The 13,005-nt window shown below is 66.6% G+C and carries 13 protein-coding genes and 1 tRNA gene; 5 read left to right on the forward strand and 9 right to left on the reverse strand.

Annotated features, from left to right (window positions below):
- Positions 1–35: 35 nt before the first annotated feature.
- The 3 genes from KF745_05105 to KF745_05115 are packed head-to-tail and all read left to right on the forward strand — an operon-like array spanning position 36 to position 1,946.
- Positions 36–827 carry a DUF1444 family protein gene (locus KF745_05105; protein MBX3357789.1) on the forward strand — a complete coding sequence of 264 codons (792 nt, stop codon included), beginning with the start codon at positions 36–38 and terminating at the stop codon, positions 825–827.
- Positions 828–855: 28 nt separating this feature from the next.
- Entirely contained in the window at positions 856–1,509 is a 654-nt protein-coding gene (locus KF745_05110; protein ID MBX3357790.1) for an aminodeoxychorismate/anthranilate synthase component II, read from the forward strand.
- Complete coding sequence (locus tag KF745_05115; GenBank protein MBX3357791.1) at positions 1,506–1,946, forward strand: hypothetical protein; 441 nt, start codon at positions 1,506–1,508, stop codon at positions 1,944–1,946. Before KF745_05110 ends, KF745_05115 begins: the two co-directional genes overlap by 4 nt.
- Positions 1,947–1,963: 17 nt before the next feature.
- On the opposite strand, the gene KF745_05120 is transcribed toward KF745_05115, so the two are convergent.
- The 9 genes from KF745_05120 to KF745_05160 form a co-directional block, all read right to left on the reverse strand.
- The gene (locus tag KF745_05120; GenBank protein ID MBX3357792.1) at positions 1,964–2,254 is read right to left on the reverse strand and encodes a hypothetical protein; all 291 of its coding nucleotides are present in this window, start codon (positions 2,252–2,254) and stop codon (positions 1,964–1,966) included.
- Positions 2,227–2,505: a hypothetical protein gene (locus KF745_05125; protein MBX3357793.1), complete on the reverse strand. Its 279-nt coding sequence runs from the start codon at positions 2,503–2,505 to the stop codon at positions 2,227–2,229. The genes KF745_05120 and KF745_05125 overlap by 28 nt, the downstream gene beginning before the upstream one ends.
- Positions 2,506–2,508: 3 nt before the next feature.
- Positions 2,509–2,802: a DUF883 family protein gene (locus KF745_05130; GenBank protein MBX3357794.1), complete on the reverse strand. Its 294-nt coding sequence runs from the start codon at positions 2,800–2,802 to the stop codon at positions 2,509–2,511.
- 67 nt (positions 2,803–2,869) lie between these two features.
- Positions 2,870–3,832 carry an ABC transporter permease gene (locus KF745_05135; GenBank protein ID MBX3357795.1) on the reverse strand — a complete coding sequence of 321 codons (963 nt, stop codon included), beginning with the start codon at positions 3,830–3,832 and terminating at the stop codon, positions 2,870–2,872.
- Positions 3,829–5,691, reverse strand: coding sequence for a peptide ABC transporter substrate-binding protein (locus tag KF745_05140; GenBank protein MBX3357796.1), 1,863 nt, complete (start codon positions 5,689–5,691; stop codon positions 3,829–3,831). The genes KF745_05135 and KF745_05140 overlap by 4 nt, the downstream gene beginning before the upstream one ends.
- Positions 5,692–5,720: 29 nt before the next feature.
- On the reverse strand, positions 5,721–6,839 hold the full coding sequence (locus KF745_05145) for a hypothetical protein (GenBank protein ID MBX3357797.1): 1,119 nt from the start codon (positions 6,837–6,839) through the stop codon (positions 5,721–5,723).
- Positions 6,840–7,026: 187 nt separating this feature from the next.
- Positions 7,027–9,021, reverse strand: coding sequence for a hypothetical protein (locus KF745_05150; protein ID MBX3357798.1), 1,995 nt, complete (start codon positions 9,019–9,021; stop codon positions 7,027–7,029).
- 135 nt (positions 9,022–9,156) lie between these two features.
- A complete protein-coding gene (locus KF745_05155; GenBank protein ID MBX3357799.1) occupies positions 9,157–10,521 on the reverse strand; it encodes a hypothetical protein in 1,365 nt (454 codons plus the stop codon).
- Between the two features lie 166 nt (positions 10,522–10,687).
- Positions 10,688–10,771: transfer RNA gene (locus tag KF745_05160), tRNA-Leu, on the reverse strand.
- A gap of 135 nt (positions 10,772–10,906) precedes the next feature.
- Between KF745_05160 and KF745_05165 the strand changes: the two genes are divergently transcribed.
- Both KF745_05165 and KF745_05170 read left to right on the forward strand, forming a co-directional pair.
- Entirely contained in the window at positions 10,907–11,407 is a 501-nt protein-coding gene (locus KF745_05165; protein ID MBX3357800.1) for a hypothetical protein, read from the forward strand.
- Positions 11,408–11,424: 17 nt separating this feature from the next.
- Positions 11,425–13,002, forward strand: a complete 1,578-nt coding sequence (locus tag KF745_05170) for a glycosyltransferase (GenBank protein MBX3357801.1) — start codon at positions 11,425–11,427, stop codon at positions 13,000–13,002.
- Positions 13,003–13,005 lie beyond the last annotated feature (3 nt).

The following is a 13,005-nucleotide window of genomic DNA, read 5'->3' on the forward strand; positions in this document are numbered from 1 at the left end:
CCCGGCAGTGCTGTACACGTCCAGGATCAAGACTGATGTCCGGGATGCCGCGAGAGCCAGAAGCGTTCGCCGAGCAAGTGGCGTTCATGCTGCGCCGGTTGCAGCCCGAGCACGCCGTCGAGATCGTCGGTCCCCGCGAACTGATCGTGGACGGCCGCCGGCTTGATCTGGACAACCTGTATCGCTTGGTGAACCACGACCCTGATCGTGGCCGCGAGATCGTCGAGCACTACCTCGACCAGCTCTTCTCCGGCGAAGGGGTCGGCCTCACCAGTGTGGCGTTCGACTTTGCGCGGCCACGCATCATGCCCCGGATCCAGCCCGAATCGATCTTTAACCACCTGAATCGCGAGCAGGTTGCGCACGTGCCCTTCGTCAACGGCACGGTCGTCGTGTTCGTGATCGACCTGCCGCACATGACCGTCAGCGTCACGACCGAGCAGCTGATCAAGTGGCGCACGACTCCGGAGGACCTCGAGGAGATCGCCAAGTCCAACCTCGACACCTACTCCCCCGAGCTCGAGCTGCAACTGGTCGAGAGCCGCGAGGGCGGCCGAGCGGCGATCGTCGCCGAACAGGACGGCTACGACGCCGCCCGGCTCCTGATGACCGACCTCTACAAGCGGCTGGCGCCGCGACTGGGCGGCGATTTCCTGGTCGCAACACCGGCCCGCGATATGTTTGTCGCGCTCTCCCCCGGGCCCGGCCCCTTCGTCGAGCGGCTCCGCGGCCGCGTCCGACAGGACTACCGCCGGCTTCCATACCCGATCACCGAGACGTTCTTTTACGTCACTCGGGACGGCGTCGCCGGCACGATCGCGGCGTAGCCCTTCGGGCAATGCCCTACGGTTCGCCGTGATCCTGGTCATCGACAACTACGACAGCTTCACGTTCAACCTCGTCCACGGGCTCGCTGCCGCCTCGCCGGACGAGGATGTCCGAGTCGTGCGCTGCGACCGCATTGATGCCCGCACCGCCGCGAAGATGGAGCCGACCCACATCGTTATTTCTCCGGGCCCGTGCACCCCCGCCGAGGCCGGATTGAGCGTCGATGTCATCCATTCGCTCGCCGGGCGGGTACCGATCCTCGGGGTCTGCCTCGGCCACCAGTGCATCGCCGCGGCGTTTGGCATGGCAGTGGTTCGGGCGGACGAGCCCGTCCATGGACATACCGGCGTCGTGCGGCACGACGGACGCGGCTTGTTTGATGGGATCCACGACCGATGTGTCGCGGCCAGGTACCACTCTCTGATTGTCGATGAGAGCACGGTCGGCCACGGCTGGGAGGTCTCGGCGTGGATGGATGGGCGGGACCCGGGACGGCGGCTGATCATGGGCTTGCGGCGGAGATGGGACCGGCCGGGTCTGGCGCCGCTCGACGGCATTCAGTTTCATCCCGAGAGTTTCCTCACCGAGGATGGCCCGCGGATCCTGCGGAACTTCATGCGGTCAGAGCCAACGTCCGAGGCCGGAGCCCGTGGGATCAGCCCCACTACACTTGGTCCATGATCGAACCCGCTCCAACGACCAAGATTGACCCGACGATCGCCCGTGGTGTCTTTGAGGGCCTGACGCAGGCCACCGGCACCAAGCCGGCGTACGCCATCGTTTCGTTCCCGAACACCGACTACCGCACGTACCTCGTGCCCACCGGCGCCGTCACAGCCCAGCCCGGGAAGCGGGTCTCCGGCACGGTCCAGGCGAGAGCCCGGCGGATTGATTCCGTGCTCACCGGCGGCCGTTATGTGGAGCCCGTCTACGGCCACCCGCGCCGCGTCCAGGGGAGCGTCATCGCGGTGACCCCCGGCGCGGTGGTTGTCAATGCGGGGTTCCCGATTCACTGCACGCCGACCGATCCACGCCAGAAGGCCTCGGACTTTCAGGTCGGCGACTTCGTAAGCTTTGACGTGATGGAGGGGGCGTCGCTCTCCCCGTCACCGCAGTAGATCGCATCGCCCCAACCTCACCGCGGCTCGTTGACCGCATCGCGGATTGACGAGACGACGGAACGGACGATCGGCACCGCCACCGCCAGCACGGCCGGGCTGGTCACCATCCGCCGCACCAGCCCATACGTCCCGCGCCGCCCGGCGATCCTGCCCAGGATGATCCCGCCGATCGCCGCTGCGCCGACCGCCACCATGGCCGAACTGCCCCGAAGCGCCGGGAACGGCGTCCCGCGCTGATCACCCGTCGCCAGAAGCCGTTCCTTGGCCTCGGCAAGAGTTAGTGGAGCCTGGTCCGGAACGCCCACAACACTCCTCCTGAAAGAGCGACACACGCGGCGCCGACGATCACCGAAGCCCACGGTGCGCCGACGGCCGCCTGGAGCCCCATGTAGGCCCCCGCCAGCATCAGCCCTACGCCAGCGAGCACGAGCACGGCGATGCCAAGAAGAAGGACAGACAGAACGCACAACTCGGTGACCGCCCGGCGCAGCGTTCGCCCCTCGGCTTCGGCAAGCTCCGCGACCCTCACCACAAACTGTGACAGCGTCTTGAGCACCGCTTATCGCCGCAACATGAAGCCAATCAGGGCGCCAACGCCCAAGGCGATCCCGACCGCCATGAGCGGACGTTCCTCGATCCGCTTCTCGAGGGTGTGAACGTTCTCCTTGCCAGCCGCGACGGCGGTGTCGACCGCGGAGTGCACGCGGCTCTTCACCACTCCCGAGGCGTCCCGCAGCAGTTCGTTGAAATCGACCCGGAGTTGCACAAGATCGCCCTTGATCGAGTCAAGGTCGTTCCGCAGGTCCGCCTCGTCAGAACGCGACGCTTTGGCTGGGTGGCTCGAAGTCGTCATGGCGTGCTCCTTGCAGGCTGGTTGTGTTTTCGTACCAACCACCCCGGCGCACGCGGTATTCCCCCGATTACACGATGCGAGGATCTACCCAGCGGTACAGCACGTCGACGATCAGGTTGAAGAGAATCAGCATCACCGCGTATACGAGCACGACGCCGATGATGAGAAACAGGTCCTTGTTCAGCACCGCGTTGACAAAGTGCTGCCCCATGCCTGGGACGCTGAACACCTTCTCGACGACAAACGACCCGGTCATGGCGCCCGCCGCGGCGGGACCAAGAAAACTCAGCACGGGCAGGAGCGCGTTCTTGAGGGCGTGGCGCAGGACAACCCGCGACTCCGGAAGTCCCTTCGCGCGAGCCGTGCGGATGAAGTCCGACGACAGAGCCTCGATCATGCCGAGGCGGGTCAATCGGGCGATGTACGCGGCGAACGGCAGGCTGAGAGTCAGCGCCGGCAAGACTGCGGCACGGGGACCCCAGTTCGCCACAGGGAACAGCGGGATCCACACGCAGAACACAAGCAGGAGCACCGTCCCCACGACAAACGTCGGCACGCTGATTCCGATGAGCGAAAGGGCGAGCGTGGCGTGGTCTGCCGCGGAGCCGGGCCTCACCGCGCCGACAACGCCGACCCCGACGCCCAGCACGAGCGCGATCAGAATGGCGCCGGCTCCAAGCGACATCGACACGGGCAGGCTGGACCCGATGATCTCGTTGACCGTCCAATCCGGGTAGTTCAGGCTCGGACCGAGATCAAACACCGGCCCACCGCGTGGGCCTCCCGCGGCCGCCCGCGCGAGGTAGCTCGCACCGGATGCGTTTGCCAGGTACGACCGATAGAAGCCCCAGAAGCTGTCGAGGTTGTATTGCTTCTGCATCATCTCGATGACCTCGGGCGGCGGCCGTCGCCCCTCTGGTCGTTCGAGCGGGTTGCCCGGGACGCTCCACGCCAGTATCAGCGTGATCGTGTACACCGCCGCGAGAATGAGCGGAAGCGCCAGCAGACGCCGAGCGATCAGCCCGATCATGGATTCCCCCGGTCCGGAAGCGACAACGCCCTCTCGCGGCCGATTGAATCGCCGAGTATGTCGATCCGGGACAGGTCCTGATCCTGACGCGGGTGGGACGTAATACCGCTCACCCGGTGCGCATCGAAGAGGTAGACCAGCGAGTAGTGATGGATTGGCAGGATCGGCAGGTCTTCCTCCACCAGGACAGCCTCGGCCTCCGACAGGAGGGTGTACCTCGCCTGCGGATCCGGCTCGCGCTCGGCGCGGGCTAGGAGTTCGTCGAACCGCCCGCTGGAGTATCCCCGGTCGTTGTTTCCATCACCCGTTCGGTTGACATCGAGAAACGTCGTTGGATCAAGGTAATCGCCGTACCACGCGGCGCGAGAGATCATGAAGTTTCCTTTCTTCACGTCCTCCCGGAAGACCGCGACCTCACGCTGCCGCAACACCACGGCGACCCCAAGATCCCTCTGCCAGTCGCGCGCAATCGCCTGGGCCACTACGTCGTGCCCGGCATCACGATTGAAGAGCAGTTCGACGCTCGGAAACCCCTTGCCCTCGGGGTACCCCGCCTCGGCGAGCAGCCGCCTTGCCGCCTGGACGTCGTAGGGAAGCCCGGTCGGCGAGAGGTACCCATGAATCGCTCCTGGCGGGATCAGCGTTGACGCGGCGGGCTCGCCAAGGCGGCGGATTTCGTCGGTAATCCGTCGCTTGTCCACGCTCATCGCGAACGCGCGGCGCACGCGCGGATCCGCGAAGGGGTTCACCCGGCCATCGGGCAGCGTCGGGCGGCAGTTGAAGTTGTAGAAGTACGTTCCGAACGTGGGAAACGCGTGGATGTTCAGCCGCGGATCCGCCGGCAGCAACCGATCGATCTCGATCGGATCAACCCCGCGGGCGACGAGCGGCGCGACGAGCGAGGCGTTTTCTTCCAGAAGATGCTGCCTGGCGGCCAGCATGTCGCCGCGGTATGGCATGGTCACATCGGTGACCCAGTCCACGTCGCCGGCATCGAACGCCAGGATCATGGCGTTCGCATCCTCGATCGTCGGCATCGAGATCGAGCCGACGCTGATCTCGTCGCGGTTCCAGTAGGTCGGGCTGCGCTCGAACCGGATCTCCCGCTTGAACCGCCAGCGTGTCAGGATGAACGGTCCGTTCCCTACGAGTTCTCTCGGTTTGGTCCACCCCGGCGTCGCCACGAGCCTTCCGGTGCGTGGGTCGGGAGCCTCATGGGCCTGAAGCAGCGGCGGGTACACCGGTGAGAAGACGGGGAATCCGCACAACTCGAGAAAGTACGGCACACGCCGGGCCAACCCGACCTGCAACGTGCGCTCATCGATTGCCTTGACCGCGACCGTTTGGTCAAATCGATCGCATGTCTCTCGCCACAGCCTGTCCGCATCGTCGCGGGCAGGATCGAACGCCCGCAGAGCATCCGTGCGCCAAGCCAGAAACGCCCCGGCGCCGGAGATGTTTTCGAACATCTTGACATAGTCGGACCCGGTATCGGGGAGCAGGGCGCGGCGCCAACTGAACACGAAATCACCGGCTCGCACGGGCTCGCCGTTGGACCAGCGGGCCGTGTCGCGAAGATGAAACGTGTACGTCAGGCCGTCCTCGGAGACCTCCCACCGCTCCGCAACCCCGGGGACGACCCGCTGATCCGACGTGAAGACGTCCGGCCGGACCAGCCCTTCATACAGGAGACGGCCTAGCCGCAGATCCTGCATCCAGGACATCCTCTGGGGGTCGAGCGTCGAGACATCCCCCCGGCTCACAAAGACAAAGTCGGCTCGGGGTTGCGGCCGATCGGTCGCCACCACCACCGCGAGAAGCGCGGCAAGCATCGCCAATGGGATGAACAGGCGGGCCATTTCCGTTGGCAGGATACGTCGGGAGCGGTTCAGCAGCCGAATCGGGCCGCTGGCAGACCGAAGGGCGGCTTGGTCAGCACACCATTGGCCCCGATGTACTCATCGACCTGCTTGGCGAAGTTGGCGCTGTCCCCGTCGCGTATCAGGTCGCCCAGCGGCCGATCAAGGCCGGACGAGCCGCCAAGGGCGGAGTTGGCGAAGAAGTAGACATTGACGCCGGCGCGGACCATGGCCTCCAGCGCCGACCGCTCATCCGGCGAGACCTCGCCGGCGGCCAGTCTGCACTTGGCGACCGCCATCAGATCGCCCCCATACCCACCGATCTCGCGGAGCGTGGCGCTGGAGATCGCCGGCTCGTTGGCGTCCATCTTCTCGCCGGTCGTGGCGTTTCGGAGCACCTGCCCTGCCCTGACCGCCGCGGGGGCGATCGACGCCACGCCATCGGACTTTGCCTTCAGGACAAGGGACGACATCACCTTGACCAACTCGGCGACGCTCGTCGCCCGCACGGTCGCCGCGGAGCCCTCGGGCACGAACACGGCGGCCTCGAATGCCCGGACATCACCCTCGAGGACCCGCGGGTCCTTCTCTGTCGCCATCCGGCCCGCGATCTCCCTGAGCGCACGAGCCACGTCAGCGGCCTGGACTGCCGCACCGGTCGGATCACGCAGGCCCTCGAACGTGAGCTTGCAGGCGTACGCCGCGGCGTACCGCACGGCCGGCCGGGGGTCGTCCATGGCGCGGAGCGCCAGCGTGAGGCACGCCTGGGTCCCGACCTCGCCGGCGACCTGGAGCGCGTTGGCGGCGACAAGCTCTCGCTTGTCTGCGACCAGCGGCGCCAGCACCGGTTCAATCATCCGGCCCAGTTCCACGCGGAAGGCCACACTGGCATTCCGCGCCCGGAACAGGTCAACGATTGCGCTCCGGGCCCGCCTGACCTGGGTGTCGTCGCCCGCGAGGCCGTCCTTGATCGTGTTCACGCACGAGCGGATCGATTGACGGTCCGACTCGGTCAGTGAGATTTTCTGAACGATCTCGGACGGGATGCAGGGCTGCGCCAGGGCGACCGGCACGTTTAGTACGACGGCAAGGGCGAATGCCGTGGGCAGGCGGCGAGCAATACGGGTGGAGACTGCGGCGGTCGTCATGCGTTGAGGCTCAACAAGCACAGGGGTCTGCCCCGACGGTGCCGACGCTGTGCTGCCGGCCTGACGATCACGTCGAGCGTCGAGTACGAAGGCCCCACTGCCGTGCGGCAACGGGGATGAAACCTACCAGTGCCGCCGGGAGAGGTCAACTCCCGATCGCTGACGGACACCGGCCGCCCACGGGCGGTCAACCGCCATCAGGACCCCCGGACGGGTTCATCCGTGACATGATCTTGAGCGTCAGGGCGTTCACCAACGCCTCGGGCTTCTGGAACTTGCCGGCGTTCACATCGGCGGCCGCCTCGGTCAGGACCGCACCGATGGGCTCGATCATCGGGGCCATAGGCCCAACGGCTTGGAGCGCCTCGGCCGGCAGTCTCAGCTTCCACGCGCCCGACACCTTGACCACTTCGAGGTCCTGTCCATCCCCCCCGACGCCGACCTTGGCGGCTGTGTCACTGACCACGGTGATCTGCAGGTCATCGACCGTCACGCCTTGCAGGTCCAACCCCCCCATGCCACCCCCGGCAGCGCCAAACTGCCCCATCATCCCCACAACTATCGGGTTCTGGGATTCGCTGAGGATCGTCTTCAGATCCTTACCGAACCTCTGGCGGCAGGCGGCATCGAGCTGCACGTACCCGGTGGCGACCCCTTGCAAGGCGCCAACCACCGCCCGCTCACCCGCGGATTCGGCCGCGATGAAGTCGGTCAACCGGTCCCAATGTCCGGCCTTGGACGCTTCGAAAATCTCACCGAATACAGCGCGGATATCCCCCTCCAGGCTCCCGGCCGATCGCGCGGCGGGCGCGGCGACACCGACGGACTTGAGCGTCAGCCAGTCGGGCGGGGCAATGCTACCGGGCTGGGCCAGTGCTTCTAGCGAGGCCGAAATGCGGGCAAGGCGAGCCTGATCGAGCTTGCCACCGGCGGACTCGAACGCCTGCTTGGCATCCTGGTACGCCTTGGCCGCGGCCTCGCGTGCCTCTGCCGCCTGCTTGGCAGTCTCGGTCGCCTTCTTGGTGTACTCCGGGGCCTCCTGGAACGGCGGCTGTGTGTTCGCAACGGTTGCGAGCAGCGCGGCGAACTCCTCCAGGCCGCGGGCGCGAGCGGCCAAGACGTCTCCCTGGGCCTGCAACATCGATGCGGCTGCCAAACGGGACGCCGTTTTGGCCTCTGGATCAATATCCGGGCTCTGGCCCGCCTGCTTCGCCGCGGCGGCCGCCTTGCCGTACGCCTGCGAAGCGGCGCTCGATGCCGGTTCGACGGGCTCGAGTGTCTTCGCAATGGCGGCCAGTTCCGCGTTGACAGACTGGGCTGCCTTGATCGCGTCGGCCCGGGCCGCGGCGGCGCGTTCGTCGCTGTTCTTCTTGGCCTGGACGATCGCGTTCCGGGCCTCGTTGAGCAGGCGGCTCTGCGTGGCCAGCCGGTCAAGCGACGCCTGGAACTCCGTGACCTGCGGCGCGAGCAGCCCCTGGTCTGTGCGATAGATCGCCGCCTGCTTCTCAAAGCCGTCGGCGGTACGCTTGTGGCGGTTGGCCTGCTCGATCAGCGTCGCCCGCTGCGAGGCGCCGGCGAGCTCCGCCTGCCGGCGCAGCCCGGCTTCGAGTTCTCGCTCGGCTCGGGCCTTCTCCAACTCCTCACGGATGCGGCTCTCCAGCGAAGCGAGTTGGTCCTCGAGGACCTTTCGCTCCGCCTGGACCTGCGCGGACTCCTTCGATTTCTCGCTGATCTGTGCTTCGTAGGACTGGATGTCCTTGGTGGGGTCGTACAACTCCAGCGACGAAGCAAGGCCCTGGAGATCGAGCCACGCCTGACGGCCCGCGCGAACGACGGCCATCTGGCTCATCGCCCGGCGCATGGCTTCGGCGGCCTCCTCGGCCTTGACGACTCCGACGCCGGCATGGGCCCGCGCCGTGATCAGGTTGGCAGCCGAGGCTTGGCCTGCGGAGCCATCGGCAACTGCCGGCTTGAGGTCGGACACCGCCTGGGTGTAGACCCTGCTGGTGTATGTTCCGCCAACCGGGACACTGCCACCGACCGCCGCGGCCTTGATATCCGTCGTCGCGGTCCGGATTGCCGTCGCCGGCTCATCGGACCGGCCGCATGAACTCAACGCAACCGCCGCGCCGGCGGCAATCGTAAGGGCGATGTTTTTCGCGGCGGAACGCAGTGCTTGCATCAATCGATTCCTGTGCGGGACCGCGATCGCTTGTCAAGGGCGCCGCGGGAGTGCCAGTGTAGCAACTTTTCCGGTGCCCCCCTCTTGCCGGATCAGCCGCCCGGCGCGGGTGCGGGCGTACGGACCGATCCGCCGTCACCGGGGCGGCGGTTGCGGGACTGGCGGGGCAGGTTCTGGGGTCGCCACCGGAGGCACCGGATTCGGAACGCTCGCGGTGGGCACCGGGCCGGCCCCCGGGGGGTAAACCACCGGGTAGTCCGGCCTAGGCCGGAACATCGATCCGATCCACTGCGCCGCCTGCCTAAACCGAGCCTCATCGGTCGTCCGGAAGACCGGGCGATACGCGTCCCTTCCGGAGGCGCCCTGGGGCACCTGGACATGCGGGTAGATCGAGTTCTCCCTCGCTACCGCCAGTTGCAGCAGCGGGGAACGCTCGGGATTGTCGTAGTCGATCAGCGGCGTGCCATCGGAAAGCCGGAATCGGTCGAGAATGAGAAAGTTGGTGTACACCGCCGCGTCCGAGTTGGGGCGGGCGGGATAGAGGGCAAGTCGGCCCGCTTCCGACCCGCCATGGCACGCCGTCGTCGCGCACGAGGAAACGATCCACGATCGGTGGATCTGGTCGCGGAACTGCCGCATCGACTCCGGCTGATCCAGCACCTGGACTTCCGAATACAGGTCGCGAGCCTGCAGACGGAACATCAACTCGAGGACATCCCTCGAGGCCATGCGGAAGATGGCGTCGCGCCCCTCCTGGGTCACGGGAACCAGCGGGTTCCTCGCGTTCTGCTGCAACAGCTTGGCGATCGTCTCGCGTTTGATGACCAGTCGGGGTGGGTTCTGGAGGTCAACCTCGTACACCTTGATGAGGTTGATCTGCTGCTCGGTCAGAAGGGGGAAATCGCGGAGCCGCCTGGATTCCGGGCTGCGTGAGGCTGGCGAACCAGGCGCCCCCACCGGGGCACCGGGCGTACGCGATTTGAGCTTGAGTTCCAGTTGCTTCTGCAGAAGCTGACGCAGCTCCTGCCCCTCTGCGTGGTTGGGGTTGATCGTGAGAGCCCGCTCCACCTCAGTGACGGCCAGTTCGTACTTCTCCCGCGACCTGAGCCACTCCGCAAGCCGGACGATCTGATTCGGATCCTCCCCAACCGCCTGCCGCATCTCCAAGTACTGGTCCATGACCGGGGGCACCAGCCTGTACCGCTCAATGGCCGACGCCTCGATCGTCATGTTGACGCCGCCGACCCGGAGCACGACCTTCTGTGAATCCGACTCAACGAGCAGCCCAGTAATGACCTGGCCGTCCCGCAGCGTGACGGTCGCCTCCGGTGTCTCGTCGGCGCTGACCTTCGGAGACGCTGCAACTGGAGGAAGCGATCCCGGAACGTCGGGCGCCGGCGCCTGCTCTGGCGGGTCACCTCCTAAGACCGGGGCGGTCCCCGCAACGGAGACCACCGCCCAGAGGGCAGCTGCGAAAACAATGCCACGGCGCGGATGCATGCGGGGGTATTGTGCGCGGAAGACCTTGTGGTGTCTAGGGCTAGGCACAAGCAGGTCGCCGAGGTGTGGCGCTCCCTGGCGAGTCACGAAGCCCTGGTATTCCGCCGCCGCTCCCCACGACTCCGCTCGCCGGAGTTGCCGGCTGCACGTCGGAATCGTCGCGAAATGCCCAGGAGAGGATTCGAACCTCCATACCCTTGCGGGCGCTACCACCTCAAGGTAGTGCGTCTGCCAGTTTCGCCACCTGGGCCGGTGTGCGTGGGCGATCGACAGGCCGCTCGCCCAGCGGACGAGGAGAATATGGAGCATCGGGCCCGGTGTCGAGCGAGGCACCGGGGGCTAACCTTGAACCCTTGCCGGGGGCGGGGGCATCGGACGGGAATCCATGGTGGCACCGAACGCATCGCATCCCGGGGTTGACCCTGCGTACCTCTCCCAACTTGTCCGGGCGGTGGCCGAGCGAGCACGCGACGCGGGTGTCTTTGGAGGCGTGGAGGCCGCGCCGGACCGGCTGACCTGCCATGCCGCCGGGTCCGCGGCGCCGGCCGAGTACCGCCTCGACGCAGCCGAGAACTCGCTGTGGGTGTCGCTGGTTACCGCCGACCGCTGGCTCAGTCAGTCGATCGAGGCCGATCTGGTGCACACCGGCGACGACCTTGCCGACCTGCTGAAAGAAGAACTGGACGACCTGGACTACTCCGGACCCGCTCCGGCGTTCCAGCACTACCGGAGCGAGGATAAGTTGTTCACGTTCCGGTCGAGGCTCCCGGTGGAGGGCTCCGGCCCAGTCTCGCCGCGGGACATTGAGACCGCGGCGACGCTCCTGCTGGGGTACGAGGCGTGCTTCCGCCGACTGGGCGACATGGACTCGACCGAGGAGGAGTAACACTCCCGCGTGTCGGCGTGGTCTTGCCGCCGACGGGCGTGTCTATCCTGAGTGACGACGACCCCATCGGCTACATTGGCCGCGGCGTCGCCCGCGAGTGGGAGTTTCGGATGCGCATCCTCATGCTCGGGTGGGAGTTTCCACCCTTCATCGCCGGCGGTCTTGGGACCGCGTGCTACGGCCTTACCCGGGCGCTGGATCGCCTGGGGCACGAGGTGCTGTTCGTGCTGCCACGGGCGGTTGACCGCTCCAAGTCGTCGCACATCCGGCTGATCTCCCCGTCAGGGCCGGTGCGGATCGCGACCGGCAGCAGCGCTCGGCCGCATGGCCCGGGCGAGAGTTCCGGTTCCGACACCGCCAGCATCGACCCCGACGACGCGGGCTCACAGATCGCGCCGTTCGACGAACCGCCCAGTTGGCACAGCATCAACGGCTTTGAGCACGCCCTGTTCAACGCGGTGCCCGCTTCTCGCTCGAGCCCCTATCCGGCCTTTGGTTCGACGGCGCCAGGCTCAAAGGCCGTCCGAATCGGACCGAGCGGCGAGGTCGAGCATGCAAGCGAATCGGGGGTGGAGGCCGCGCCGCTGCCCGAGGCGCCCCACTCGGTCGTCCTCGGCCCGCTCGGCGGTGGTTCGAGCGCCGCGGGGCCCGGCTACGGGAGCGATGTCGTCGGCGACAGCGAGCGGTACGCCCGTCTGGTCTACGCGATGTGCCGAAACGAGCGGTTCGATGTGATCCACGCCCACGACTGGATGACGTTCCCGGCTGGTCTTGCCCTTGCCCAACGGGTCGGGAAGCCCCTGGTCGTGCACGTGCACTCGACGGAGTTTGACCGGTCGGGCGAGCACATCAATCAGCGTGTGTACGACATCGAGCGCCGCGGGATGCACGGCGCGCTGCGAGTCATCGCGGTCTCGGAGATGACCAAATCGATCTGCGCCCATCGCTACGGTGTGGACGGGCGCAAGATCGATGTCGTCTACAACGGGATCGACTCCGAAACCGCCCAGCCTCACTCGGCCGACCGGCTGACCTCGAAGGACAAGATCGTTCTGTTTCTGGGCCGCATCACCATGCAGAAAGGCCCCGAGTACTTCATCCGAGCCGCGAAGCGGGTGCTGGAGAAGGTGCCTGAGGCCAAGTTCGTCGTCGCCGGATCGGGGGACATGGCCGTGCGGATGATCGAAGAGGCTGCCCACCTGGGGATCGGACACCGCGTGCTCTTCACCGGGTTCCTGCGCGGCCCGCAGGTGGACCGCATTTTCCGGATGGCCGATTGTTATGTGATGCCCAGCGTTTCGGAGCCATTCGGCATCGCGCCGCTCGAGGCGATGCGCAACGACGTACCGGCGATCATCTCCAAGCAGTCGGGCGTGTCGGAGGTGCTGACGCACGTCCTGAAGGTCGACTTCTGGGACATCGACGAGATGGCAAACAAGATCGTGGCCGTGCTGCGTCACCCACCGCTCAGCCAAACCCTACGCGAGCACGGATCCTTTGAACTCCGAAAACTGACCTGGGATGGGGCCGCGACCAAGTGCGTGCAGTCCTACGGCGCCGCGATAGGTGGCTCCGCGGTCGGCGCCGCACAATAAGAA

It is taken from the genome of Phycisphaeraceae bacterium (assembly GCA_019636655.1).
In the GTDB taxonomy this organism is placed as follows: domain Bacteria; phylum Planctomycetota; class Phycisphaerae; order Phycisphaerales; family UBA1924; genus JAHBXB01.